Annotated in this window: 32 protein-coding genes and 1 tRNA gene; 30 read left to right on the top strand and 3 right to left on the bottom strand. The window is 59.5% G+C overall.

Translation table 11 applies throughout. The annotated features are described in order from the left end of the window. Positions 1-36: 36 nt before the first annotated feature. From AC0L7U_RS00325 to AC0L7U_RS00190, 28 genes are all read left to right on the top strand, one after another. Positions 37-339: a Gp49 family protein gene (locus tag AC0L7U_RS00325; RefSeq protein ID WP_473692891.1), complete on the top strand. Its 303-nt coding sequence runs from the start codon at positions 37-39 to the stop codon at positions 337-339. A gap of 342 nt (positions 340-681) precedes the next feature. Next, positions 682-1,680 (top strand): phage protease, encoded by a 999-nt coding sequence (locus AC0L7U_RS00320; protein WP_473692890.1) that lies wholly within the window; start codon positions 682-684, stop codon positions 1,678-1,680. Positions 1,681-1,827: 147 nt separating this feature from the next. Beyond that, a complete protein-coding gene (locus tag AC0L7U_RS00315) occupies positions 1,828-2,058 on the top strand; it encodes a hypothetical protein (RefSeq protein WP_473692888.1) in 231 nt (76 codons plus the stop codon). A 29-nt stretch (positions 2,059-2,087) separates the two neighbouring features. Then, complete coding sequence (locus tag AC0L7U_RS00310; RefSeq protein WP_473692886.1) at positions 2,088-3,056, top strand: capsid protein; 969 nt, start codon at positions 2,088-2,090, stop codon at positions 3,054-3,056. A 16-nt stretch (positions 3,057-3,072) separates the two neighbouring features. Beyond that, the gene (locus AC0L7U_RS00305; RefSeq protein ID WP_473692884.1) at positions 3,073-3,357 is read left to right on the top strand and encodes a hypothetical protein; all 285 of its coding nucleotides are present in this window, start codon (positions 3,073-3,075) and stop codon (positions 3,355-3,357) included. Between the two features lie 78 nt (positions 3,358-3,435). Beyond that, positions 3,436-3,696: a phage protein Gp36 family protein gene (locus AC0L7U_RS00300; RefSeq protein WP_473692882.1), complete on the top strand. Its 261-nt coding sequence runs from the start codon at positions 3,436-3,438 to the stop codon at positions 3,694-3,696. Beyond that, positions 3,626-3,853: a phage protein Gp36 family protein gene (locus tag AC0L7U_RS00295; RefSeq protein ID WP_473692881.1), complete on the top strand. Its 228-nt coding sequence runs from the start codon at positions 3,626-3,628 to the stop codon at positions 3,851-3,853. The genes AC0L7U_RS00300 and AC0L7U_RS00295 overlap by 71 nt, the downstream gene beginning before the upstream one ends. Beyond that, positions 3,853-4,332, top strand: coding sequence for a phage virion morphogenesis protein (locus AC0L7U_RS00290; protein ID WP_473692879.1), 480 nt, complete (start codon positions 3,853-3,855; stop codon positions 4,330-4,332). The genes AC0L7U_RS00295 and AC0L7U_RS00290 overlap by 1 nt, the downstream gene beginning before the upstream one ends. Then, on the top strand, positions 4,329-4,847 hold the full coding sequence (locus tag AC0L7U_RS00285) for a hypothetical protein (protein ID WP_473692877.1): 519 nt from the start codon (positions 4,329-4,331) through the stop codon (positions 4,845-4,847). Before AC0L7U_RS00290 ends, AC0L7U_RS00285 begins: the two co-directional genes overlap by 4 nt. Beyond that, the gene (locus tag AC0L7U_RS00280; protein ID WP_473692875.1) at positions 4,844-5,635 is read left to right on the top strand and encodes a hypothetical protein; all 792 of its coding nucleotides are present in this window, start codon (positions 4,844-4,846) and stop codon (positions 5,633-5,635) included. The genes AC0L7U_RS00285 and AC0L7U_RS00280 overlap by 4 nt, the downstream gene beginning before the upstream one ends. 2 nt (positions 5,636-5,637) lie before the next feature. Next, entirely contained in the window at positions 5,638-6,051 is a 414-nt protein-coding gene (locus AC0L7U_RS00275) for a GPW/gp25 family protein (protein ID WP_473692873.1), read from the top strand. Beyond that, positions 6,048-6,416 (top strand): hypothetical protein, encoded by a 369-nt coding sequence (locus tag AC0L7U_RS00270; protein WP_473692871.1) that lies wholly within the window; start codon positions 6,048-6,050, stop codon positions 6,414-6,416. Before AC0L7U_RS00275 ends, AC0L7U_RS00270 begins: the two co-directional genes overlap by 4 nt. Beyond that, positions 6,376-6,972, top strand: coding sequence for a hypothetical protein (locus AC0L7U_RS00265; RefSeq protein ID WP_473692869.1), 597 nt, complete (start codon positions 6,376-6,378; stop codon positions 6,970-6,972). Before AC0L7U_RS00270 ends, AC0L7U_RS00265 begins: the two co-directional genes overlap by 41 nt. Then, positions 6,969-7,175, top strand: coding sequence for a phage tail protein I (locus AC0L7U_RS00260; RefSeq protein ID WP_473692868.1), 207 nt, complete (start codon positions 6,969-6,971; stop codon positions 7,173-7,175). The genes AC0L7U_RS00265 and AC0L7U_RS00260 overlap by 4 nt, the downstream gene beginning before the upstream one ends. Before the next feature lie 21 nt (positions 7,176-7,196). After that, a complete protein-coding gene (locus AC0L7U_RS00255) occupies positions 7,197-7,619 on the top strand; it encodes a hypothetical protein (protein WP_473692866.1) in 423 nt (140 codons plus the stop codon). After that, a complete protein-coding gene (locus AC0L7U_RS00250) occupies positions 7,606-8,145 on the top strand; it encodes a hypothetical protein (RefSeq protein ID WP_473692864.1) in 540 nt (179 codons plus the stop codon). The genes AC0L7U_RS00255 and AC0L7U_RS00250 overlap by 14 nt, the downstream gene beginning before the upstream one ends. Position 8,146: 1 nt before the next feature. Continuing rightward, on the top strand, positions 8,147-8,572 hold the full coding sequence (locus AC0L7U_RS00245) for a hypothetical protein (RefSeq protein WP_473692862.1): 426 nt from the start codon (positions 8,147-8,149) through the stop codon (positions 8,570-8,572). Positions 8,573-8,577: 5 nt separating this feature from the next. Then, positions 8,578-10,494 (top strand): hypothetical protein, encoded by a 1,917-nt coding sequence (locus AC0L7U_RS00240; protein ID WP_473692861.1) that lies wholly within the window; start codon positions 8,578-8,580, stop codon positions 10,492-10,494. A 17-nt stretch (positions 10,495-10,511) separates the two neighbouring features. Beyond that, a complete protein-coding gene (locus tag AC0L7U_RS00235; RefSeq protein ID WP_473692859.1) occupies positions 10,512-11,570 on the top strand; it encodes a tail fiber protein in 1,059 nt (352 codons plus the stop codon). A 7-nt stretch (positions 11,571-11,577) separates the two neighbouring features. Beyond that, entirely contained in the window at positions 11,578-11,778 is a 201-nt protein-coding gene (locus AC0L7U_RS00230) for a hypothetical protein (RefSeq protein WP_473692857.1), read from the top strand. A gap of 64 nt (positions 11,779-11,842) precedes the next feature. Continuing rightward, entirely contained in the window at positions 11,843-12,259 is a 417-nt protein-coding gene (locus AC0L7U_RS00225) for a DUF4376 domain-containing protein (protein WP_473692856.1), read from the top strand. A 138-nt stretch (positions 12,260-12,397) separates the two neighbouring features. Beyond that, positions 12,398-13,666 carry a phage tail sheath protein gene (locus AC0L7U_RS00220; RefSeq protein WP_473692854.1) on the top strand — a complete coding sequence of 423 codons (1,269 nt, stop codon included), beginning with the start codon at positions 12,398-12,400 and terminating at the stop codon, positions 13,664-13,666. 10 nt (positions 13,667-13,676) lie between these two features. Then, positions 13,677-14,204 (top strand): phage major tail tube protein, encoded by a 528-nt coding sequence (locus AC0L7U_RS00215; RefSeq protein WP_473692852.1) that lies wholly within the window; start codon positions 13,677-13,679, stop codon positions 14,202-14,204. A gap of 16 nt (positions 14,205-14,220) precedes the next feature. Further along, entirely contained in the window at positions 14,221-14,646 is a 426-nt protein-coding gene (locus AC0L7U_RS00210; RefSeq protein ID WP_473692851.1) for a hypothetical protein, read from the top strand. Positions 14,647-14,765: 119 nt separating this feature from the next. After that, complete coding sequence (locus AC0L7U_RS00205) at positions 14,766-17,174, top strand: phage tail tape measure protein (protein ID WP_473692850.1); 2,409 nt, start codon at positions 14,766-14,768, stop codon at positions 17,172-17,174. Continuing rightward, entirely contained in the window at positions 17,174-17,611 is a 438-nt protein-coding gene (locus tag AC0L7U_RS00200; RefSeq protein ID WP_473692849.1) for a phage tail protein, read from the top strand. Before AC0L7U_RS00205 ends, AC0L7U_RS00200 begins: the two co-directional genes overlap by 1 nt. A 3-nt stretch (positions 17,612-17,614) precedes the next feature. Continuing rightward, positions 17,615-17,872, top strand: a complete 258-nt coding sequence (locus tag AC0L7U_RS00195) for a tail protein X (RefSeq protein WP_473692847.1) — start codon at positions 17,615-17,617, stop codon at positions 17,870-17,872. Positions 17,873-17,882: 10 nt separating this feature from the next. Beyond that, on the top strand, positions 17,883-18,869 hold the full coding sequence (locus AC0L7U_RS00190) for a phage late control D family protein (protein ID WP_473692846.1): 987 nt from the start codon (positions 17,883-17,885) through the stop codon (positions 18,867-18,869). Between the two features lie 322 nt (positions 18,870-19,191). On the opposite strand, the gene AC0L7U_RS00185 is transcribed toward AC0L7U_RS00190, so the two are convergent. From AC0L7U_RS00185 to AC0L7U_RS00175, 3 genes are all read right to left on the bottom strand, one after another. Then, positions 19,192-19,276: transfer RNA gene (locus tag AC0L7U_RS00185), tRNA-Leu, on the bottom strand. Positions 19,277-19,371: 95 nt separating this feature from the next. Continuing rightward, positions 19,372-20,022, bottom strand: coding sequence for an NAD(P)H-hydrate dehydratase (locus tag AC0L7U_RS00180; protein WP_473692843.1), 651 nt, complete (start codon positions 20,020-20,022; stop codon positions 19,372-19,374). Next, positions 19,913-20,902, bottom strand: coding sequence for an NAD(P)H-hydrate epimerase (locus AC0L7U_RS00175; RefSeq protein ID WP_473692841.1), 990 nt, complete (start codon positions 20,900-20,902; stop codon positions 19,913-19,915). The genes AC0L7U_RS00180 and AC0L7U_RS00175 overlap by 110 nt, the downstream gene beginning before the upstream one ends. 373 nt (positions 20,903-21,275) lie before the next feature. On the opposite strand from AC0L7U_RS00175, the gene AC0L7U_RS00170 reads away from it, so the two are divergent. Both AC0L7U_RS00170 and glnA read left to right on the top strand, forming a co-directional pair. Beyond that, complete coding sequence (locus AC0L7U_RS00170; RefSeq protein WP_473692839.1) at positions 21,276-21,614, top strand: P-II family nitrogen regulator; 339 nt, start codon at positions 21,276-21,278, stop codon at positions 21,612-21,614. 124 nt (positions 21,615-21,738) lie between these two features. Continuing rightward, entirely contained in the window at positions 21,739-23,148 is a 1,410-nt protein-coding gene (glnA, locus tag AC0L7U_RS00165) for a type I glutamate--ammonia ligase (protein ID WP_473692837.1), read from the top strand. Positions 23,149-23,253 lie beyond the last annotated feature (105 nt).

The following is a 23,253-nucleotide window of genomic DNA, read 5'->3' as shown; positions in this document are numbered from 1 at the left end:
CATCCCTGCAAGCAGCACATAGGACAAGGTGATCACATGACCCGCAACGAGACAGAGATTGAAACCGAAATCCAGACCAAAGGGCTGATCGCGCCACGTATCACGCCTGATATGCTGGATGCAGAGATCGTCAGCGCTGACTTCCACGTCTTTACGGGCTCTTGCCTCACAGTCTGCTGCCTGACCCTCCGGAATGGCTTCACCGTTACGGGCGAAAGCGCCTGTGCTTCGCCTCAAAACTTCGATGAGGCGCTTGGTCGCAAATACGCAAAGGAAAACGCCCGCGAGAAGATCTGGCCACTGCTTGGCTTTCGTTTGAAGGATCAGTTGATCGCCTGAACCGGACAGAAACTCCGGCAAAGCTTTGACATCTGTTCAGAAGAGATCAAGAGCGGCGATTTCAATAAGCCCCTCACAGCGCCACAGAGAGGCCTTTCAGCCACAATCCCTGCCGGAGGCGATAAAAAACGCTCCACGGGCTTTGAAGGGGCTTCAAATTTGATATGAAGAGGGCGTGAAAGGTGCGGTGACGCACTGACACCCCGGAAGATGCAGGAGCCTGACAGTGTCAGGCTCTTTTGCTTTGGAGCAACACGGCAATCTTGCCGCATGACCAAGAGCACCGCAACAGCCTATTTCGGCACCCAGCTTGCCGGCGACCAGACAGCCCCGAAGTGGATCATGCTGTTTCCGGCCGGGCCACACATTCAGGCCCGTGACGGCCGCAGCTGGCAGCTGACCAATCCCGACGCCATCATTGCCGCGTTCCAGGCCAACGATGGCGCGCTGGTCATCGACTACGAGCATGCCCAGTACCACAAGGCTCCGGCTGGCGACATCGCACCGGCTGCCGGTTGGATCACCAACATGGAATGGCGCGCAGGCAAAGGCCTGTTCGCCGCTGTCGATTGGACAGATCGGGCGCGTCAGCTGATCAGCGCCCGCGAATACCGTTTCATTTCTCCTGAATTTTACGCCAATGAGGCGGGCGAGATCCTGTCAGTCGCCGGCGCGGCTCTGGTCAACCGGCCAGCCATCGCCATGCCTGCCCTTGCACGGGCCCAGCATCTTCAAAACCCAGACATCAACGAGGATCAAATGGATCTGAACAAGATTGCCCAGGCTCTCGGCCTCGGGGAAAGCGCCGACGCGACCGCCGTTCTGGCGGCCATCGAGGCGCAAAAGAAAGACAGTGCGGCCGTGCTGACGGCGCTGAATGTCACGGCAATGACCGATGTGCCAGCCGCGATTGCAGGCCTGTCTGACGAAAAGACCAAGGTCATCGCGGCCGAGCAATCGGCCAAGAGTGAGCTTGAAACCCTGAAAGCCCAGGTCGCAGAGCTGACCACGCAGAACATGGAGCGCGAGATCGCATCGGTGCTCGACACCGCCGTGGCCGAAGGCAAGATCGCACCGGCAAGCCGCCTCACCTACGAGAAAATGTGCAAGGCCGACGGCGGGCTGGGTCAATTCCGCGAACTGGCAGCCACCCTGCCGGTCATTCTGAAGCCGAGCGATCTCGACGCGCGCCGGGCCGATCCGGGGACCGGCGAGGACAAGCCGGTGGATCCGGTGCAGCTCGCGGCCGCCGCCCGCACCTACAAGGACGACCAGGCCAAGTTGGGGCGCAGCATTTCCACGATGGAAGCCATCGCTGAACTGAAGGAGAAAACGGCATGATCCCGTTGTTGACCATGTCCTATCGCACTGCCACGGGCATTGCGGCGCATCTCATTGCGGCCTCCGTCGCCGGGACACGGGCCGCTGTGCTCGCCAGCGGGCCGGGTGACAAACTGATCGGTGCGGTCGGCGATACCGGCTCAAGTGATGGCGGCATGGCTGACATCACGCTGGCCGGTCTGTCTCGATGTGCGCCTGGGCGGCACCGTTGCCAATGGCGATCCGCTGACCAGCGACGCCAATGCCAAGGCTGTTCTGGCTGCGCCCGACAGCGGCGACACCGTCCGCATCATCGGCTTTGCCGAAGAAGACGGCGATGCCGACGACGTCATCTCTTATCGCGTTGCGCCCGGTGTCATCACCGGTGCCTCCGCCTGATCGACCGCCCTTTTTTAGAGGATCGCCCCATGGCTCCGCGCCCGTTCCCCGTTGACCCATCCCTGACCGCCGTTTCCATTGCTTATCGCAATCCGGCCGCCGCCCGCATCGCCGCCCGCGCCTTACCGGGTGTGGCGGTTGGCGGTGAGACCTTCAAATACAACGTCTTCCCTCTGGAAAAGGCGTTCAACACCTCCGACAGCGAAGTCGGCCGGCTGGGGCGTGTCCAGCAATTGACCTTCGGAGCTGAAGAAGCTGATAGTTCGACCAAGGATTATGGCTATGACAGTCCGATCCCGCAGTCGGACGTCGATGAAGCGGCTCGACTGCGGGCCGAAAAGCGGTCCGCATATGATCCACGTGCCGCTGCCGTTGAAGGCCTGACCGATCAGCTCGACAATGACCGCGAAGTCCGCGTGGCAGCCGTTGTTCAGGACAGCAACAACTACGATGCCAGCCGTCAGATTGTGCTGGCTGGCGGATCCAAGTTCTCCGACTTCGACGCTTCAGATCCCTATGGCGTGATCGACGAAGGCATGAGCAGCACGCTCATCTATCGCCCGAACCAGATCACGATGGCCCGCCCGGTCTGGGATCGGCTCAAGCGCCACCCGCGTTTGATCAAGGCCAGCAAGGGCGGTCTGACCGAAGATGGTGCGATCACCAAACAGCAGTTCTGTGATCTGTTCGAGATCGACCTGGAAAACTTCCTGCTCGGCGAAGCCTGGATCAACACCGCCGCCAAGGGGCAGACCGTGTCTCTGGATCGCGCCTGGGGCAACTTCATCTCGCTGCGCTACGTCAACGTGACAAAGCAGGCTGCCAATGACGCGATCATGACCTGGGGCTTCACCGCAGAACTCGGCACGCGGATCTCCGGCTCCATTCCGGATCCAGATATTGGCTTGCAAGGGGGCGAAAGGGTCCGCGTTGGCGAGCGGGTGCGCGAACTCTGTGTCGCCAAGAGCCTCGGCTATCTGATCAAGAACCCCATCTGATCCGGGAGCAAGCGACATGACCACGAAGCGCACCACACCCAAGGCATCTGACACCCGGGAAAAGCCGGAGGTCATCGATCCGGAAGCCGCCCCTGGGAACGAGCCGCAAACACAGGCTCTTCAGACACAGGTCCCTCAGACGACATCGGAACAGGTGGAGCCGCCAAAGTCACCTGTCCTCGGTCCGAAGGTGATGCAACGTGTCGACTATGCCGGCACTCGTTACGAGATCGGCGATCATCTGCCAGACGATCTGTCCGAGACGATCTCTGCCGAATTGAAAACCCTCGACGTCTTCTGACGTCCGCGCCCGGACGATCTGGTGATTTCAGGGGGCGACCGACCGGCCGCTCCCTCTCTCGAACGAACAGAGACCACAATGGCCTATGCGACGAAGACCGACATCGATGCGCTTTACGGGACTGAGTTTCTGCTCAGCCTGATTGATGAGGACAGCGATCCCGAGGCCGCAGCAGCGACCGCGCTGGATGCAGCCAGTACCGAAATCGACACGCATCTGTCGGCGCGTTATGAGCTGCCGTTGAAGGTCTCTCCACCAGGACCTGCGTATGCCCGCTATCAACATTGCCATTTACACACTGGCCAATCGACACGCCACGCTGACCCAGACAATCCGTGAGCGGTACGAGGATGCCGTCAAACTCCTCCAGCGAATTGCCGACGGGCGCGCGGGCCTCGGGGCAGATGAACCTGCCGTGTCGCACGATGAGAATGCCTCAGGTGATGGGGCAGCATTTTATGCGCAGCCCCGCGTCTTTACCCGCAGGAGTTACTGATGGGCGGCATTTCGTTTAACGTGCAGGACCAGGCGCTGACCAGTGCGCTCTTGCAGATCAACCGCATCGCCGATGCGCCAATGACGGAGCTGGCCGACAGCATCGGTCGTCTTGTCCAGGAGCAGACCCGTCGCCGCATCACAGACGAGAAGACTGCCCCGGACGGAACGCCGTGGAAACCCAATGCGGCGGGGACATCCATCCTTTTTCAGGACGGTGCCCTGACCCGGTCAATCGATTATGCCGCAAGTCCCGAAAAAGTGCAGGTTGGATCGGCGCTGGTCTATGCCCGCATTCATCAGCAGGGCGGCACGATCAAACCCCGCACTGCCAAGGCGCTGGCGTTCCGTATTGCCGGACAGTTCCGGCTTGTGCAAAGCGTCACGATCCCGGCACGGCCGTATCTCGGCCTGTCCCTCGACAACCGCCGCGAAATCGTCGACATGGTCGAGGATGGCTTGCAAGGGTTGCTGCAATGACCGGACGCATCAACCTCTTCCGCACTGCCGTAACCTCTCACATTCAGGCGCTGCTGCCAGAGCTGAAGAGCTGCGATATTCAGTTCGGCCGGTTCGACATCGAGGCGCTGGACAGCATCATCGTCAAGACTCCGTCAGTGCGCGTTGCCGTGCTGAAGGCTGACTGCACGCAAGAGGCCGCAGACCGGAAGACGGCAACCCTTTCCTGCGCCGCTTTCGTCATCACCAACGGCCAGCGCCACGATGAAACCGCCTGGAACATCGCAGAAGTCATTGTCTCCGATCTCACGGCAGCACAGCTGTTCGGCTTGACGCGTTTGTCAGGACCACGGGCGGCCCGCATCACACCCGTTGTGGCGGGCGACATCAAGCGACGGGCAACAGCCATCATCGCCGTCGAGTGGACACAGGATCTCCGCCACCTGGGAGACGGTCTTTTCAACGACGCGCAGATCGTGCCGCCCGACGTCTACATCAACGATGTCTTGATCGACACGCAGGGAGATGACGCATGAGCAACGACATGACCCGCGCTCTAATGGCCCTGAGTGCCCGCATCGAGGACATCAGCCGCCGTCAGGCCTCCATGATCCTGACGGGCCACGTCGCCCAGATCAAAGGCAATCTGGTGCGCCTTGAACTGGGGCCGCAAGATGCACGCACCGGCAAACCTTTTCTCAGCCCCTGGGTGCAGTTGCAGGACATGGCCGGTGCGACTGGCAGTCACATGCCGGTTGCTGTGGGAGATCCGATGCGGCTGCTTTCGCCCAACGGGGAAATGGGCCCAGGGTCGCTGGCTATGCGCGACAGCCATACCGAGGCCGCCCCCAATCCGGCAAGCGGCAATGAGGAACTGGTTTTGACCTATGCCGGATGCCGGATTTCGATTGCCAGCAATGGTCGCTGCCGCATCGAGCGCGGCGACACATCGGTCGAATTGACCGGCGACGCGCTGTCTTTCAAGGCGTCCGACATTGCCCTTGCATCCGACACGCTGACCCACAACGGCCGCAACATCGGCGCAACCCACAAGCATTCGGGCGTCACACCTTGGTGGTGCCCTGACCGGAACGCCAACCTGAGGACTGCCCCAATGCCTGACAAGATCGATTTCACCGTTACCAAGACCGCCGGACGGTTTGTCGCCGGATCCCGCTCGCCGGGGGCCGGAAAGACCTTGCGCCTGAGCGTCGAGCAAGCGCGCTATCCCCTCATCCTGGGCGAAATCGAGCCGCTGAAGCCGACCGTGAAAACCACACGCGCGGTCAAGGATGTCGCGCCTGACCAAAAGACCGGTGATTGACCATGCGGGCGGGACTGAATGCACAGACAGGACAGTTGCTGACCGGTTGGGACCATTGTGTCCAGTCGATCGGCAAACTGCTGACCACCCGGTTTGCAAGTCGGCCGGCCCGCCGTCACCTGGGATCGAACGTGCCTGACTTGCAGGACGCCAACGCCTCCGCGCTGACCATCTTCCAGACCTTTGCCGCCGTCGCAGAAGCCCTCAACGATCCGGATGCAGGCGAACCGGGCTTTTCACTGCAGACAATTGAGATGATCGACTATGGCCGCGCAGGTCGCTTCGGCTTCATCCTGAATGGCGTCTACTATCCGCGCGGACACCTGGGTGATTTCTCGATCGCCGAACAGCGCTCTTTCCAACTGTCCGGCCAACTGTCTGGCCAGCAGACCAGCCAAGTGACGGAGCTCTCATGAGCACCACCGCTGACACTCTGGACCTGTCGACCCTCGCAGCCTCGCCCCTTGTCGATGTGGATCGCGAGGCCATCATCGCTGCGCGCAAGAGCCTGTTTCGCGCCCTTTGGGCCACCGCCAGCGCGGCCAATCCGGCTCTGCCCGACATCGACACGCTGGATCTGGAATATGAACCGGCGACGATTGCCAGTGAAACCTTCGGCGTGTCGGAGGCGCTGATCCTGCAAACCATCAATGATGCAGCAAAAAGCCTGCGCCTGGCTGCAGGCCACCGGGACAGACCTGGACCATCTGGCGACCACCTATCACCGGGCCACGCGCCAGGTGATCCGTGCGGCCACCGACAGCACGCCTGCGATCCTTGAAAGCGACAGCGCTTACCGGGCGCGCGCCCAGCTTGCGCCAGAAGCACTGGCCGACATGGGACTGACGCCGGGGGGCTACGTCTATAAGGTCCGAACCGCCTTTGCCGAAGACATCAAACACGTCTATCCCATCACACGCGGAAATGGCCGCGTTGAACTGCGGGTGCTTGGACGCATCGGAGATGGCACGGTCGCCCCGGACGTGCTCAGCCGCATTATCGAGGCTTTCCGAATTGAGGACGGGCAACAGTCCACCGACGTATTGACGGTGCTGTCGGCCAATGTGGTGCCTGTCACATGGGACGTGACGCTGTACCTGAAGCGCGGACCGGACCCGACCACCGTTGCCGCCCTTGCCAGAACCGAATTGCAGAAACTGGCAGATCGTCTGCACATCATCCATGACAGCCAGTACCGGGAAGCCATCGCCGCCGCTGCCCATGTCGGGCCCGTTGTCACCGTTGCCGTCAATGCACCGACACAAGACCTGATCAAAGCGCAGGAGACGGCATATTTTGTCACCCGCATTCAGGTGTCGACTGAGGTACTGCCATGACCTCGCCGCGCATCCTCTCGGACCTGCCGAGCAATTCCGATGTCTATGAGCGCTCATTGGGCCTCGTGAATGCGCAGCGCCTGGACGGCGTGTTGGCCTCGACGCCGGTGCTGTCTACCTTGTGGGATCCGATGACGTGCCCGCACGCCGATCTGCCATTGCTGGCGTGGGCATTCTCCGTCGACATCTGGGACGAAACCTGACCGGTATGGCGTCAACGTCAAGTGGTGGCCGATGCCCGCCTCTATCACCGGCGCAAGACCACACCAGCCGGTGTGCGCATGGCGTTGTCCTATCTTGATGCACATCTGGTGAGCACCAATCTGCCGCGTCATGGTTTTTTCTGTGACAGACGGCCAGACGCGGGCGAAGAGCAACGGTGGCGTGATCGTTTGCCCGAAATCCGCATTTACGATGCCGTGCCGGTGCTGCGATCAGGTCGAGCACATCGCTTTGCCGGCATCAATCTCATCGCCCGTGCCGATGCCCGCCTGTCGCGCCATGCTGTTCTGCTCAAAGATGGCCAGAGCCAGTCGCTGACCCTTCGCCCGGATGGCCTGATGGAAAAGATCACCTTTCCGATCACACGCAAGGCGATGCTTGTCGCCGGGCGCGGTGACCGCCTGCGCCTGCATGGGGGTCAATGATCTGGGCGAACGTGTTCTTGCCATTCATCCCGTGACGTCTGATGCCTCCTATGTGCGTCCGGTTGCGACCACTGGCGACACACAGGCCTTCATCGCCGCCTCACGCCAGCTTCAAAACGGCTTTGAAGCCCTCTTTACCCCAGCGCGCCGGGGCGGCCAGCGTATCGTGGCCCCTGTGGCGATCACGCAAGGCTACACGTCGCTGAAATATTCAGCCAAGGCGGGTCGGATCTCGGCCCATGTGCCCCTCAATGTCGTCGGCACAAGTCGGGTGACACGCAAACCTTTCAGCGCTGCCTGGACCGTGGGCTGGTCGCGGCAGATGCCGCGCAGCCGCTTCCTGCCGGGCCGCCGCATCGCCGCGCGGAGTGAACCACTGGTAACCCGCTGGATGCAGGCCATTCAGATGGCAAGTGCTGCGCGGGACACCAATGCAATCGCAATCAATTCGACACGTCGGCTGACCTTTGCCGACATCAGACACATCACCGCCGGAACGACGTTCGGCGAAAGACGGAGTATTTGACATGTTCAAACGTGTTGTTGTCCAGGAGAGCCAAGGGGTTTCTGAAGTCGATTTCGAGCGGCTGGGAACCTATCCGCAAGCCGGGTTTGAATATCTGGGAGCCGATCTGCTGCAAACGTCTATCGTTTACGCCGGCATGATGGTCAGCCAGTCGGACACGGTGACCGTGCAGATCGCGCCCGGCCGTGTTTATGAGGCAGGTCGGATGTATGCCTCGGAAACACAACAAGAGCGATCCGTGGCAGGCTATGTGCCGACCACCGCAGGCCAGTCCGTCATCTGTCTGGTTGCAGCCCAGGACAGGAAGTCTCCGACGATCTGGAAAACCGCTACTATGAGCGGCCCATCGACGCCCAAAACCCGGATGCCGGCACGCAGCAGACGGTCGAGGATGACTACCGCACCAAGAACCGCAAGGCGATCCTGACGATCGTGCCGGGCATCGAGGCCGCCAAGCCCGTTGCCCCGGTGGCCCCTGTCGGATCCGTCGCCGTGGCGGAAGTGCTGATCGGCACCTCAGGGATCCAGACCATCACCATGCGCACCGATACCCGCGCAAAGCGCCTGGAAGAAGTGGTGGCGCAGCAGGCAACCATTCAGCAGATGCTGGCGATCATGAACCAGAACATCGAAGGCTTGCGCGCCGATCAGGCCGGCATCAAGGCGCAGCTTCTGGGGGCTGCATCGAAAGGCATGATCAGTTCCCTGACGGTTGATATGGCGCTGATCAAGGATCAGCTCGACATCGGTGACGATGGCTCACCCTATTGGGCGGATCGGTTTCTCGACACCAATGAAACCGATATCGGCAATGTCGATTTTGATGCACGGGTCGAGGAAGGCATCCGCTTCGGCTACAATGGCGTCAATGAATTTGCCCTGTCCCTCTACAATCCCAATGACCCGAACCTGATGCACGCTTCGGCTGGATTGATCTGTCCGAAATATACGATCGTCGACGGCATCGCGGTCACCGAAGCGTCGGGGGAAATGGCGCTTGGCGGCTTGTCGGTTCAGTCGATCACACTGGAACATCTGACCGAAAGCCGAACCCGCATTCGCTACGGCACAGCGTTCTCGATCTGCAACAACTCGTCGTTCTGGCACTCTGGTAAATATGATCCCATCGCCGGGATCTTTACAGCATCCAATGGTGACACCTACAAAGCTGCCGCTGTTATTGGCGGCGGCTCCGGGAGCGTTCTTCATCAATTGGTTCGTCTCCAGCAGTTCTGGACCGACACGATCGAAGTGCCATACGATAAGTATGTCACAAACGAAGAGACCATCTCTGGCGTCGTCAAGGCCCAATCCTTCCTCGTACACCAGGAACGCTGGACGCCGCGCACCTGGCTTCGGTATCAAGTCGTGGGGCCAAGGGGCAGCGATCACGGCGGCGCTGGTCGAATGTCGCAGCGACGGCACGCCAGACCCGAGCCGCACACTGGCCTCGGTCACAAAACAGGCCAGCGACTTTGCCACCTGACTCGCCCGCACCAACTTCCCCTTCGACAAACCTCGCTTGCTGACCCCCTGGCAGGCTCGGGCAGCAAGGCACGTCCATTCGCCGTGATGTATTTCGTCACCGGAGACGTTTATGTGGCCACGGCCGACGGAGCAGCCTTCCTTGGCGGCAATCTGTTCACCACAACGGATGGCGTGTATTTTGACGGCGACCTGACACAAGACCTGGTGATGGGCGTCGACTTCTGTTCGTTCGACATCACACAAATGCCGATCCGGCTCAACGGCTGGCAATTGACCGGAGGCATTGACAGCATTGATCTGCTCGCTCCGATGCTGATCCCGTCGGCGGCCAATGTCGTTTATGAGATCAACGTCAATGGCAGCTGGAATGCCTTGTCAGCGCAAACCTCGGCGGACGGTTTCATTGATGGTGTCACCACATACTATGACGCCCGTGTCGTTGTAACCGGCACGGAATGGGGCATGCCGATCATCGAGATGGGTGACAGCCGCATTCGCCTGTCACGTGCCAAAGACACGCTCACCTGGATCGGCGCGGACTGGGCAATCGGAGAAGAGGCCAGTGAGATCACTCTGCGCGCCGTCGTCGGAGCCTTTGATGCAGCCCGTCACACGCTGGTGCCCAAAGTGCTATCCGGAGACGGATTTGCAACCGAAACAGCGGCGTCCTCAACGACGATCCGGCCTGTAACCGGGCGTGAAACCGCGCGCCCGGATCAAGAAGCTGCTGTTGAAATCGAGTGGATCTTCAATGTCTCCGGCTCGACACCGGATGCTGTCAAATTCCGGCTCGATGGCACCACCAACAATTACCGTGTGCCCTTTCATGTCGAATGGGCCGCCGCCCGCAAGTCGGCGTGATCTGAAGGTCTGACACCATGACGAGAAAATACGAAAAAGACTACAGACCGCGCGAGCAGGACGATGTGCTGGCCAAGCTGCGCGCGGTCTTCAAGGATCTCGATTTGCGGTTGGATGCAGTCGAGATCATCGCCGAGGCCTTCAGAACGGGCAACCGGCTGGACGTTGACGCGCTGGTGAAATCAATCAACGAAGACTTTGCCGAAAAATCAGCCGCGTTGGCGGCTCTGTCAGAAGAGTTTGCAAGCGGGTTTACACCTGACCGGATTGCAGAGACGGCCAACAAGCGATTTACGTCTGATGCTGAGATTGACGGTCTGCACCAAGCCGACGCACAGGTCTTGCAGGATGTGCAAACCGCTCTTGCGCAGGCTGCAGCATCTATCCTCCCGATCAGCGCTGGCGGCACGGGGGCGGCAACCGCCGCAACGGCACGCCACAATCTCGGCGTAACGGACCTCGTGTCGGCCAAGTTGGACCGACCTGAAACGGCTCTGATTGACGAAATCTCAGGAACCACCCCGCTGCTTTTACAACTTGAAAACGGCGCAACAGGGACAGCAACGGCGGCGTCTGTCGCGGCCTTGACTGATCTGACTACGGTAAATTCAGCTATCAGCAATTTGCAGGACACCGTTGCAACGTTCAAAAGCAGTCCTGCTGGATGCATCGCATATTTTGCCGGAAGTAACAGTCCTGACGGGTGGTTAGAATGTGACGGATCAGCCCTCTCACGATCCACCTACAGTGATCTGTTCTCAGCTATCGGGACCGTTTTCGGGGATGGAGACGGCACTTCAACGTTCAACATTCCGGATTTGCGCGGCGAATTCATCCGTGGGTTTGATAATGGCCGTGGTGTGGATGCAGGAAGAACATTCGGGTCTGCACAAAGCGACGCTTTCGCCAGTCATAACCATACATTTAATTGGTACGGATCGAGTAGCGGCAGCGGCACAACCCCAGTCCCGGATTTTACAGGTCACGGTACGCATACATCAACAACATACACCGCTGGCGATGCAAACGAAACACGGCCCCGCAATGTCGCGGTGCTGACCTGCATTAAATATTGAGATAACGATGAAGATTTATCACTACGCCCCCCAAACCGGAGAGTATCTTGGCAGCACGGATGCAACGCCAGATCCAAAAGAGCCTGAAAAATATCTCGTGCCGGCGCTCGCAACAACCGTTGCGCCCCCGGACGTGCAAGCCTCCGAAGCAGCGGTTTTCAGAGATGGCGTATGGCATAAGATCGCGGACATGCGAGGGACAACCTGAGCATCAGCAAGATGGCACGCCCATTGTCGTTGCGAACTTGGGCACCCCATCCGATGACTTGCTCTTGCAGTCTCCGCCCTCCAATCTCCTAACGCCCGACGATCTGGTCAAGGACCTCCGATCCCATCGTTATGAAGTCGAAACATCCGGCACGACAGTCACTCACAACGGCACGGACTATCTACTGGCCACTGACCGCGACAGCCAGCAGGCACTGATCGACAGCGTGATGGCAGACTGCCGGGCTAATCCCACAGCCTTGCCCGGCCCGTGGTACATGGCCAATGGGGCTTATGTGGATCTCGACAGCGATGGTATAGCCGCGATCCACGCCGCAAAGAACGCACACCGGGATGCATGCCGACAGGCAGAACCGGTGATTGCCGCGCGCATTACCTCTGGTGAATTCGATACAGACCCTGATCCGCTTGCCGCTGTTCTGGCGGCGTTTGATGCCGCGCTGGTGGCACGGCTCACTTGAGCAATCCCGCCTGATCTGCTAGGCGTTTTGAAGTGGTGATGACACCCTCTCAAGGAGCCTGACAGTGTCAGGCTCTTTTGCGTTTCCACCTCTCTCTACGCTGCCTCCAACGTTCCCTTTTCCGTTGGAGACAGCCAGATGGCCACATCCGCATTCAATCACGGCAGCCGCGTTGTTGATGCCAGTTCCGAGACCCGCTCGCTGGAGGTCGCCGACAATTCGACCATCGGGGCCGGTGTCACAGCGCCCGACGCCGACGACACCCTGTTTCCATTCGATGAGCCGGTTGCTTTCTACACACATGAAACCGACAAGGTCACGGCCCTTGGCACCACCGGCACCGCCATTGACCTGGTCAATGCAGTCAAAGCGCAGGGCATTGAAGCCCAGTTGGTCATTTCCCGCGTGGCAGAAGGCGCGGACACCGACGCGACCATGGCCAATCTGGCCGGGTCTGCTGCCTCAATGACGGGGCTGCATGCTCTCAGCTATGCACGCGGTCATGTGGGCGTTGAGCCGGACTTCATCCTCGCCCTAGGCTATGCCGCAGGCCGGGTCGAGAACGCCAAGAACCCGGTCGCAGACGTGGTCGAGCAGGTTGCGACAAAGCTCAAGTCCATCGGCATCTGCGACACAGGCGGGCCGGATGCTGCCACGTCGCTTGCCTATCGCGCAGACTTTTCCTCCCGCTACATGTATCTTCTGGACCCGTTTGTGCGCGTGCTGTCAGGCACCGATATTGTCACAAAGCCAGCCAGCCCCTTTGCAGCAGCCATGTTCGTCAAGCGCGACAAGGAAAAAGGCGGGTCGTATTGGTCGCCATCCAATCAGGAAGTGCTTGGCATCCTCGGAACGGCACGGCCGATCACCTATTTCCCCGGTGAGATCGACCATGAGGCCAACCAGCTCAATGGGGCCGGCATTGCCACCTTCATTCCACCGCGCGTTGTGCAAGGGGTCGGCGGTCAGTTCTCGCCAAATGGGCGTATCTTGTGGGGCAACCGCACCACATCCGACGACACGCTCTGGGTCTTCGTCAATGTCGTGCGAACCCGTGCAGCGATCGAAAAGACGCTGATTGATGGCTTCCGCTGGGCCAATGACGACAACCTGACACCGCAGCACATTCTGTCCGTCATGCGCACCGCACAGGCGTTTCTGGACGAACTGAAAGCCGTGGGAGCCATTCTCGGCGGTCAGGTGTTCTGGGACCGCGACACCAATCCCAACGCCAACCTGCGCCTGGGCAAGCTGCGGGTTGAATTCGACGCCGAAGAGACGCCGCCGCTCGAAGATCTCACCTGGGGATCACGGCGCAACGAAAGCTATTTCGACAATCTCGCAGCCGACGTGCAACGGCTGATGAGCGTGTCCTTCTCAACTCAGATCAGCGACCTCACGGCCTAAGGAGAGCCCCATGTCTGTCATTGCTCCGCGCATCATGCGTGGCTTTACCCTGGTCGCCAACGATGATGTCAATCTGGCCCTGACCATCGACGAACTGGCCTTGCCAACCCTGGAGGAAACCGTCGAGGCGTTTCAACCCGGCGGTGCCGACGGCGAAGTCGAGATCGCCGGTCTCGGCACCAAGGCGCTGACGCTGTCGATGAAAACCAAGGGCATTGTTCCCGGCATCAACGCGCTGTTTGCCGGCGCTCCGGGCACCCGCCACACCTGGACCGGCAAGTCGCTGGTGGTCGATGAAGAAACCGGCGTGGAATATGAGCACGCGATCGACATTCTGGGGCGTCTGTCCAAGATCGGACCGGAAGCCCATCACGGGGGCAAGGCATCTGGCTACGATCACGAAATCAAGTCGATCTGGACATACACGGAATATTGGGACGGCCAGATCCTGCACCGCTTCAGCCTCAAGAACGGAGGCTGGGACATTCAAAACTTCACGCAGATGAACTCGCACCGCCGTTCATTTCTGTTCTCCTGACCTGTGAGGCCGCTTCATGACCCTTTTGAAGACCAAGATCGACGTGCCGTTGACCGTTCCCGTCACCGTGGCCAGCGCGGATGGCAAGATGGCCGAACGCTGCCAACTGACCCTGCAACGCCCCAAGCTGCGCCACACCAAACGCATCGCGGCCTTGATCGGGCCGCAAATGGTGACAGCGCTGATGGACAGCGGCAATGAGGATGGTGGTGCGACGGATGCAACCGAGACAGTCAACTGGAGCGCCGTGGTCAATGACCTCGCTCAAGCGGTCATCAGGCCCGATGTCTTGAGCGAACTGACAGACGTGCTGGCCGATCTATGCGGCGAAACGTCTGATGTGATCGACGATCTGGACTGGGCTGACCTGCCTGCCGTCGGTCAGGCGTTTCTTGATTTTTTCCCGCACTCCGGTTCGCCGTGCCCACGAAATAGCCGCTGACCTGGCGAGCTTTTACAACTGGTCCCCCAGCGACGTCGATCAACTGGAGTGGTGCGACGCCGTGATCTACCGGAGCCACATTCCCCGCCTGGCCGGCGTGACGCAGGAGGCTGACTGACATGGATGCATCGCTGATCATCCGCCTGATCGACCGGGTGTCCGGCCCCGGTCAAAAAGTGCGCAACACGCTGCAATCCATTGGCGAGAGCGCCAAGAAGATGAAAACGGGTCTGCGCGACGGCATCAAGCAAAGCTTTTCGGTCGAGGCACTGGACCAGGCCGCCCAACGGGCGGAAATGCACATGGTGAACGCCCGGCGACGCATGCTGGGGGCAACGGCGATGGCGGGCTCACTGCTGCTGCCCTTGAAACAAGCCAGCGATTTTTCGGCGGGCATGTCCAACGTTTCAACCTTGATCGACACGACGACCGAAAGCATGGCCGGCATGAAGCGGCAGGTGCTGGCGCTGGGGGATCGACTGCCGGTCGCGCTCAGGGATCTGACCAGCGGTCTGTATCAGGTGCGGTCCGCTGGTGTGGCAGGCGCAGACGCCATGAGCGTCCTTGCGCGATCCGGGCGTCTTGGGGTTGCTGGCCTGTGGACTACCAAAGAAGCTGTTGACCTTGTGACGTCCTCAATCAATGCCTTCAATCTTCAGGGTAAAGATCAGGCCCGTATTTACGACATCATCTTCAAGGCCGTGAAGAACGGCAAGACCACCATCAGTGATCTCGCTCAGGGATTTGGTGGCGTGGCTGGCTACATCTCCAACGCGCATGTAAAAATCGATGAATTATATGCTTCGGTGGCTGCGTTAACGACAACCGGGGCTCCTGCGGCTCAGGCTTATACTCAGATCCGTCAAGCAATCGTCGGCCTCACGAGCGACACCAAGCAAACCGAGGCCGTCTTCTCCAAACTCAACGTGAAATCTTTCAAAGAACTGATCGACAAATCTGGCGGCATGGTTGCCGCCTTCGCTAAGATCCGCGATGCGTTGCATGGCAATGATGCAGCCATGCAAGCCCTGTTCGGATCAGCAGAAGCTGTCAATGCTGTCATGGGGCTGACCGGCGCTCAAAACAAGGTCTTTAATTCAACCCTTGACGACATGCGCAAAGGCGCAAATGCAGTCGATGATGCCTTTGCCAAACAGGCGCAGGAAGCCGACAAGCGGTTCAGCACATTTCGCAATCAGATGTCACATCTGTCCATCATGATCGGCACAGAGTTGCTGCCCGCGCTGATCGACCTGATGAAGACGATTTCCCCGATCATCCAGAACGTGGTGACCTGGGCAAAAGAACACCCAAAACTCACGGGCGCATTGATCAAGTCAGTGGGGGCCTTGCTGTTGTTAAACCTTGGTCTGACGGCGGCAAGGCTTGCATTCGGAGGGATCGCGCGCAGCGCAATTGGTCTCACCCGGATGTTTGTCGCTTTCGACACATCAGGACGCAACGTGGCTCTGGGTTGGCGTCTTCTGGCCGGGTCGGCACGTGGTCTCGGCCGCGCGCTTCGCAGCACGGCCGGAGCCATTGGTGGCGTAACGCGGTCCAGTGGTCTGGCACAGGGCAACATCAGCCGCCTCGTGCAGCGCGTCGGCGGGCTCAAGACCGTGCTGCGCGGTGTTGTCGCCGGCAGTTGGATCATCCCGCTTGCGTTTGAATTTGTCGATGACATGGGCCGCACTCCAGAGCAACGTCTGGCGCAACTGCGCCAGCGAGCCAAGGCATATCAAAATCTTCAAAAGCAGGTTGACCAGAGCAACTTCGGCCAGTGGTGGACTGGCATCAAGGCAAAGGCCAACTCCGCCATGGGCCTCGATGCCGGTGAAGTGCCGGCCACAGCCTTCAAAAACTGGCTGGCGCGTGGCTGGGACAAAACAGCGTCTTATATGGACGAACTCGCCCAAACACTGGCAGGCCGGACGAAAGCCCTTGCGGCCGCTCTTCAAGCCGGACTGGAAACCGCCTGGAAAACGACAAGCAAGGGCTTTGAGAACACCGGCAAGGACATCGGCAACGCGATCGGTGACGGCTTGAAGCAAGCAGCCCAGGACATCTGGAACTGGTTTGCCCAATGGCCCGAGATCATTCGCCAGAAAATCGGTTCGATCGATCTGACAGGCGTCTTTTCCAGCGCCAAGGATATGGCAGCAGGAGCTGCCTCCCGTGTCGCCAACGGCATTTCAAGCCTTTGGGGGAATGGCGATGACAAGACGGCCACAACGCCGATCGGGCCCGCATTGCAGGGGCTCAAGCCGGGAGCAACTGCAATGCGGGCAATGCCTGCAACCGAGGATGGCAGCGCCGCGCGCGCCGGACGATCGCTGGTCGATGGCGGCGCGCGTGGAGGCGATGCGTTGGCAAAAGGGGGCGAAACCGCCGCCGCACATCTGAACCAGGCCGCCCAACATCTGAACCGCCTGGTGGGGCATGCGCGCCGCGCCGCGGAAATTTCAGGCCGGGCGACCGGCAGCGTTGCAAGTGCCCGCACCGGCGCGCTTTATGACGGAGACGATTGATGAGCAGCCCGCTGTTGGCATTGGGGCCCCATGTTTTCGAGATCACAAAGCTCAATTTTCAAAGCCTGCAACGGCGCACGGAAACGCGGCTCGCCGAGATCAACCGTTTTGGTCACCGGGCCGGAACGCAGTTCACCGGGCACAAGACCGGCAGCCTGGAGCTTGAGGGACTGCTGTTCCCAGAAGAATTCAATGATCGCACGGAATTTGAAGCCCTGCGCAAGACACAGGACGCCGGCAAGCCCGTTGTCATGACCGGCTGGGCTGTTGGCTCGGATACCGCAGCCGAGATCTTCGGGCTGGTGACCATTGCAGCGATCGAGGACACGCAAACGCATATTTCTCGCAATGGTCAGGGACGCCGCATCGCCTACCGCATTGACCTGGTTCCGGCCGGAGACAGCGGCGGCAAACCTGTCGGCCTGTTTGGAGTTTAAACGATGGCAACGCTGCCTGCCCGGACAATCACCATCAGCCGCGACGATGCCAGCCTGGATCTGGTCTGCTTTGAATACGCCTTCGCCTGTCTTGGAGATCGGACAAAAGCGGGCAAGCTGACCGGCTATGTCGAGGCCGTTCTGGCTCAAAACCCCGGCCTTGGGGCAAAAGGTTCGATCCTGCCCTGTGGCACCGTGATCTCGCTTCCAAGCTTTGCCGCAACGACACCGGATGCACGCCCCGTGCGCCTGTGGGATTGATCTGATTGCCATGTCACAGCCTTTCCTCGAAGCTCTCGTCAATGGCAGGGCTGTCAAAAGCGGCTTTTACGATCGCCTTATCTCTGCCTCGATCACCGACAACGCCGAGACCGAGGCAGACACCTGTGAATTGACATTCGACGACAGCGGCAACGTGGTTGCCATTCCGCAGCCAGGCGCAAAGCTGTCTCTGGCCTTCGGATACCGGCCTGGACCGATTGCGAAAATGGGCCTGTTCGAGATCGAACGGCCCCAGATGCATGGCGGGCCCGACGGTGAGGTGATTGTGCTCTCAGGCCGCAGCGCCGACATGCGCAAGGCGATCAAGGAGCCCGTCAACGAACATTTTGACGATCAGACAGCCGGAGCAATCGTGCGTCACCTGGCGGCGCGACATGGCTATGACGCGAAGGTCAGTGACCGGTTCGAGGCCTTGCAGGTTCCTTACATGGCGCGGGTGAACCAGAGCACCGCCGACTTTCTGTCGCGGCTGGCCCGGCGCAGCGGCGCGCAATTTCAAATAAAAGACGGCAAGTTCCTGTTTCTGGATCGCCAGATCCTTGCCCCTGTGACCATCGACAAGGGCGCGTGCGACAGTTGGAGCTTTGCCATCGAGCCGCGGCCGACTTATGGCAAGGCCGAAGCGTGCTGGTACGACCGGACCACTGGCAAGACACAGACCACCGCCAAAGACACAGGTCTTGAAGGCCCTTCAAAACGGCTTCGAACGATCTTCAATTCTCAATCAGAAGCGGAGGCCGCAGCAGGTGGAGAGGCCGGACGCCAGACAGCCGCGACAGGATCAGGCAGCATCACGCTGGCGGGACGCCCTGACATCCTCGCAGGCAGCCTGATCCTGCTCAAGGGCTTTCGCCCCGACGCCGCCGGGCTTTGGTACGCCAAGACTGTGCGGCATACCTTCGGCGAGAGTTATATGATGACAATCACGTTGGAAGCCCCAACCACTGGCAAAAAGGTGGGTGGCTCTACGGGCTGAGAGGAAGATTGAGACAATCATGGTTGAACGGCAAGTGACCATAATTATGAAGCCCGAAGAAGAACTGGCTCTCGCAAAGCTCATCGCAGCTTTATGCCAAAAAGAAGTGGAGAGACAGGAGCTATCAAGATGGCTGAGTGATCAGCGTGACATCGATGCGATAGGCCGACTAAACGCCGCTCTAAATGCGAACCGCTAAAAGTCGCCTGCTACAGATCGTGCGTCCGGCTACACACGTCTGGCAAAATCGCGTTGTTCTCAAACCAAACGACAAAATTCGCAAATCGCGCGTCCGGCTACACTCAACTCTGCTTGATGTCTATGGTGCGGGTGGAGGGACTTGAACCCCCACGACTTGCGCCACCAGAACCTAAATCTGGCGTGTCTACCAATTCCACCACACCCGCACACAGGCATCACGCGTCGTGATGCCACTGCCTGTCGGCAAGATGGGCCTCTATATCACCACGTCCGCACCGGGCCAAGGGGGAGACAGACCGTTTCACCGGCAATCTGTGGAATTCCCCAGAAGCTCCTGCATGACCTGACGCAAGGCAGGTTCCAGATCTTCCGCCGTCAAGGCAATGCCCGCTGCCTGCCCCGCCGCCCCATGCAACCAAACACCCATCGCCGCCGCCGCAAAAGCATCAAGATCCTGTGCCAGCAATCCGCAAATGATCCCGGCCAGCACATCGCCGGACCCTGCCGTTGCCAGCCATGCGGGCGCATTCGAGTTAATCACACAGCTCCCCTGCGGCGCAGCAACCACCGTATCCGGGCCTTTCAGGACAACCACTGCATTGCTGCGCTCAGATGCTGCTCGAGCCGCCTGCAACCGGTCCGACACATCAAGATCAGGAAACAGCCGTGCAAACTCACCCTGATGGGGTGTCAGCACCGTTCCTCGCCCGGTCCGCGCGCTGTGCATCTGGATCAACGCAAACAAGTGGTCGGGATTGTCGGCAAAGCTGGTCAAGGCATCCGCATCCAGAACCACCGCTGCCTCACTTTCGAGACACGCCTGCACATGCGATCGGGTCCTTTCACCCACACCAACAGCCGGGCCGATCAGTAAAGCGCGCAAGCGACGATCGCTCAGCACCTCTGACATGTTCGCCTCTTTCGGCAAGCTGGCCAGCATCACGGCGGTCAAGTGGTTCGCATTGACCATCAGCGCGGATGGCGGCGAGAGCAATTTCACCAGTGCCCGCCCCAACCCGCAAGGCAGCGTGAGCTGCCAGTCTGGCGGCTCCGGTTGAAGCAACTCCACCAGAAAAAACATAGGCTGCACCGCGGCTGTACTTATGGCTCTGGCCGTCAGGCAACGGATAAGCCGCCCGCCAAAGCGCTGGCCCGTTTCGAAAAACAGTCGCCCCGACGCCATCAACCACACTGTCCGGAATACCAATATCGGCACAGGAGACATCGCCGCACCGCAGCCGACCGGGATAAAGCAGATGCCCCGGCTTGAGGCGACAAAACGTCACCGTCCGGGTGGCTTGCAACGATGTTCCCAATTCCCGCCCGCAATGCCCCTCAATGCCGGAGGGAAGATCGACGGCAAGCACTGCGCCCTTTCGCGCTTCGACCGCGCGCATGACCTGCGCCAAGTCGCGGCTGATCGACCGCTGCAGTCCTGCCCCGAACAAGGCGTCGATCACCAGGCCGGCACCTTGCAGCGCAGCGCGCGCGTGATCCACAGAAAGAAGTGAAATTTCAAGACCCATTTCGTCAAAGGCAAGTCGTGCATCGCCAGACAGGCTTTCCGGATCCTTGAGCACCATAACATCAACCGTACACCCCTGCTCGACCAACAGACGCGCTGCAACAAATCCATCGCCACCATTGTTGCCCGGCCCGCAGAGACAAACGACGCGTTTTCTGCCCTGCAACATCTCCAGAGCCACGTCAGCAACGGCTTGCCCCGCCCGTTCCATAAGCACACGCCCGGTGATGCCAGAAGCAATCGCGCGCCGGTCCGCCTGCCCCATCTGATCCGGCGCCAGCAAGACGCTGGCGGATGGCAATGTCATGTTTCGGCCCACATTTCACCTCATCGATTGACCTTGACGAAAGCGCTGCACACGAGAAGAGTGGGCAGCGCGCCCCTCACCTGCCACTCTAGTCGATCGGCTGAGGAGACATCCAGACAGGAGCCTTTCACAAACCTGCCAGTTTTGCCTAATTATGCATCTTTTGCACTTTTTTTGCGCAACAAAACCTTTGCAATTCGCGTATGACTGCCAGCCTGACAGTCAGATTTGCTCGTTTTTTCGGCGCTTTGGAAAAAACTGGAAACTGGCACGTCTTGTGCTTTAAGTATTTTTACCGGAGGTGCTTCCAGAGGCATCGTCGCCACTGTGTCCGTATCGCTAATGGCCCAACATTCGGAGTGAAAAGAAGGTGATGAAGAAGATCGAAGCGATCATAAAACCCTTCAAATTGGATGAAGTTAAAGAAGCGCTCCAGGAGGTCGGCCTCCAGGGCATTACGGTGACCGAGGCCAAAGGGTTTGGTCGCCAGAAAGGCCACACCGAACTCTATCGCGGCGCGGAATATGTTGTTGACTTTCTGCCGAAGGTGAAGGTTGAAATCGTATTGAGCGGAGAGGCCGTCGACAAGGCTGTCGAGGCCATTCGCTCTGCAGCGCAAACAGGACGCATTGGGGACGGCAAGATTTTCGTTTCCAATATTGAGGAAGCCGTTCGCATCCGGACCGGAGAAACCGGTGAAGACGCGATCTGAGGCACGCCCTCTTAATCAGAATCACGGCCAATCGGCCAGAACTTGAGGCAGGTCGGGTATCGACACGAACCGCGGCACGCCAAAAGCCCTAAACCGAAATACCATATTACAAGGGATGGACAGTATGACCACAGCCGCAGATGTCTTGAAGGAACTCAAGGACAACGACGTCAAGTTCGTCGATCTGCGCTTTACCGACCCGCGCGGTAAAATGCAGCACGTCACGATGGACGTTGCGCTGGTTGACGAAGAGATGTTTGCAGAAGGCACTGCCTTCGACGGATCTTCGATCGCCGGCTGGAAGGCAATCAACGAGTCCGACATGATGCTGATTCTGGATCCGGAATCCGCTCACATGGACCCTTTCTTCGCTCAGTCCACGATGGCCATCATCTGTGATGTTGTCGATCCGGTCACGGGCGAAGCCTACAACCGCGATCCGCGCATGACTGCCAAGAAGGCAGAAGCCTACGTCAAGTCCGGCGGTTTCGGCGACACCGTCTTCTTCGGCCCTGAAGCTGAATTCTTCATCTTCGACGATGTTCGCTTCTCGGCTGACCCGTATGCAACCGGCTTTGAGCTGGACAGCACCGAGCTGCCGTCCAACATGGCTGCCGAATACGAAGCCGGCAACATGGGCCACCGTCCGCGCACCAAGGGCGGCTACTTCCCAGTCCCGCCGATCGACAGCTGTCAGGACATTCGCTCTGAAATGCTGTCCGTCATGGCGGAAATGGGCGTGCCGACCGAAAAGCACCACCACGAAGTGGCCGCTGCACAGCACGAACTCGGCATGAAGTTCGACACACTGACCGTGTGTGCCGACAGCATGCAGAAGTACAAATACGTCGTGCACCAGGTTGCTCACGCCTACGGCAAGACCGCAACATTCATGCCGAAGCCGGTTTTCGGTGACAATGGCACGGGCATGCATTGCCACCAGTCGATCTGGAAAGACGGCGAGCCGCTCTTCGCTGGCAACCAGTATGCTGACCTGTCGGAAAGCTGCCTGTTCTACATCGGCGGTATTCTGAAGCACGCCAAGGCTCTGAACGCCTTCACCAACCCGTCGACCAACTCCTACAAGCGTCTGGTCCCGGGTTACGAAGCACCGGTTCTGCTGGCCTATTCCTCGCGCAACCGTTCGGCGTCTTGCCGTATTCCGTTCACGTCCTCACCGAAGGCAAAGCGTCTTGAAGTCCGCTTCCCGGATCCGTCCGCGAACCCGTACCTCTGCTTTGCAGCTCTGCTGATGGCTGGCCTTGACGGGATCAAGAACAAGATCCATCCGGGCGAAGCCATGGACAAGAACCTGTACGACCTGCCGGCTGAAGAACTGGCCGACATTCCGACGGTTTGCCGGACCCTGCGTGAAGCTCTCGACAGCCTTGACGCTGACCGCGAGTTCCTCAAGGCTGGTGGCGTGTTCGACGACGACCAGATCGACGCTTACATCGAACTGAAGATGGAAGAAGTCGAGCGTTATGAAATGACGCCGCATCCGGTCGAATTCGACATGTACTACTCCGTCTAATCCTTTACGGATCTGACAGGAAAAGCCGGGCCCGTGCCCGGCTTTTTTGTTTTCTGCCGCGGTTATCTCACAAGCGTTTGATTCAAGACTTTGCACACACCAGAG

Source organism: Roseibium sp. 10G30-5 (assembly GCF_055809635.1).
The sequence above is the reverse complement of the archived record's forward strand: the minus strand, read 5'-3'. Positions and strand labels throughout refer to the sequence as shown.

Excerpts from the sequence above, each read along its gene's own strand:
- AC0L7U_RS00285 (WP_473692877.1), top strand. The coding sequence starts at position 4,329 with ATGACCGGACGCATCAACCTCTTCCGCACTGCCGTAACCTCTCACATT.
- AC0L7U_RS00170 (WP_473692839.1), top strand. The coding sequence starts at position 21,276 with ATGAAGAAGATCGAAGCGATCATAAAACCCTTCAAATTGGATGAAGTT.
- AC0L7U_RS00230 (WP_473692857.1), top strand. The coding sequence starts at position 11,578 with ATGAAGATTTATCACTACGCCCCCCAAACCGGAGAGTATCTTGGCAGC.
- AC0L7U_RS00250 (WP_473692864.1), top strand. The coding sequence starts at position 7,606 with ATGGGGGTCAATGATCTGGGCGAACGTGTTCTTGCCATTCATCCCGTG.
- AC0L7U_RS00295 (WP_473692881.1), top strand. The coding sequence starts at position 3,626 with ATGCCCGCTATCAACATTGCCATTTACACACTGGCCAATCGACACGCC.
- AC0L7U_RS00210 (WP_473692851.1), top strand. The coding sequence starts at position 14,221 with ATGACCCTTTTGAAGACCAAGATCGACGTGCCGTTGACCGTTCCCGTC.
- AC0L7U_RS00195 (WP_473692847.1), top strand. The coding sequence starts at position 17,615 with ATGGCAACGCTGCCTGCCCGGACAATCACCATCAGCCGCGACGATGCC.
- AC0L7U_RS00260 (WP_473692868.1), top strand. The coding sequence starts at position 6,969 with ATGACCTCGCCGCGCATCCTCTCGGACCTGCCGAGCAATTCCGATGTC.
- AC0L7U_RS00275 (WP_473692873.1), top strand. The coding sequence starts at position 5,638 with ATGCGGGCGGGACTGAATGCACAGACAGGACAGTTGCTGACCGGTTGG.
- AC0L7U_RS00305 (WP_473692884.1), top strand. The coding sequence starts at position 3,073 with ATGACCACGAAGCGCACCACACCCAAGGCATCTGACACCCGGGAAAAG.
- AC0L7U_RS00190 (WP_473692846.1), top strand. The coding sequence starts at position 17,883 with ATGTCACAGCCTTTCCTCGAAGCTCTCGTCAATGGCAGGGCTGTCAAA.
- AC0L7U_RS00175 (WP_473692841.1), bottom strand. The coding sequence starts at position 20,902 with ATGACATTGCCATCCGCCAGCGTCTTGCTGGCGCCGGATCAGATGGGG.
- glnA (WP_473692837.1), top strand. The coding sequence starts at position 21,739 with ATGACCACAGCCGCAGATGTCTTGAAGGAACTCAAGGACAACGACGTC.
- AC0L7U_RS00290 (WP_473692879.1), top strand. The coding sequence starts at position 3,853 with ATGGGCGGCATTTCGTTTAACGTGCAGGACCAGGCGCTGACCAGTGCG.
- AC0L7U_RS00245 (WP_473692862.1), top strand. The coding sequence starts at position 8,147 with ATGTTCAAACGTGTTGTTGTCCAGGAGAGCCAAGGGGTTTCTGAAGTC.
- AC0L7U_RS00205 (WP_473692850.1), top strand. The coding sequence starts at position 14,766 with ATGGATGCATCGCTGATCATCCGCCTGATCGACCGGGTGTCCGGCCCC.
- AC0L7U_RS00315 (WP_473692888.1), top strand. The coding sequence starts at position 1,828 with ATGGCGGCATGGCTGACATCACGCTGGCCGGTCTGTCTCGATGTGCGC.
- AC0L7U_RS00310 (WP_473692886.1), top strand. The coding sequence starts at position 2,088 with ATGGCTCCGCGCCCGTTCCCCGTTGACCCATCCCTGACCGCCGTTTCC.
- AC0L7U_RS00320 (WP_473692890.1), top strand. The coding sequence starts at position 682 with ATGCTGTTTCCGGCCGGGCCACACATTCAGGCCCGTGACGGCCGCAGC.
- AC0L7U_RS00300 (WP_473692882.1), top strand. The coding sequence starts at position 3,436 with ATGGCCTATGCGACGAAGACCGACATCGATGCGCTTTACGGGACTGAG.
- AC0L7U_RS00325 (WP_473692891.1), top strand. The coding sequence starts at position 37 with ATGACCCGCAACGAGACAGAGATTGAAACCGAAATCCAGACCAAAGGG.
- AC0L7U_RS00220 (WP_473692854.1), top strand. The coding sequence starts at position 12,398 with ATGGCCACATCCGCATTCAATCACGGCAGCCGCGTTGTTGATGCCAGT.
- AC0L7U_RS00215 (WP_473692852.1), top strand. The coding sequence starts at position 13,677 with ATGTCTGTCATTGCTCCGCGCATCATGCGTGGCTTTACCCTGGTCGCC.
- AC0L7U_RS00200 (WP_473692849.1), top strand. The coding sequence starts at position 17,174 with ATGAGCAGCCCGCTGTTGGCATTGGGGCCCCATGTTTTCGAGATCACA.
- AC0L7U_RS00270 (WP_473692871.1), top strand. The coding sequence starts at position 6,048 with ATGAGCACCACCGCTGACACTCTGGACCTGTCGACCCTCGCAGCCTCG.
- AC0L7U_RS00280 (WP_473692875.1), top strand. The coding sequence starts at position 4,844 with ATGAGCAACGACATGACCCGCGCTCTAATGGCCCTGAGTGCCCGCATC.
- AC0L7U_RS00235 (WP_473692859.1), top strand. The coding sequence starts at position 10,512 with ATGACGAGAAAATACGAAAAAGACTACAGACCGCGCGAGCAGGACGAT.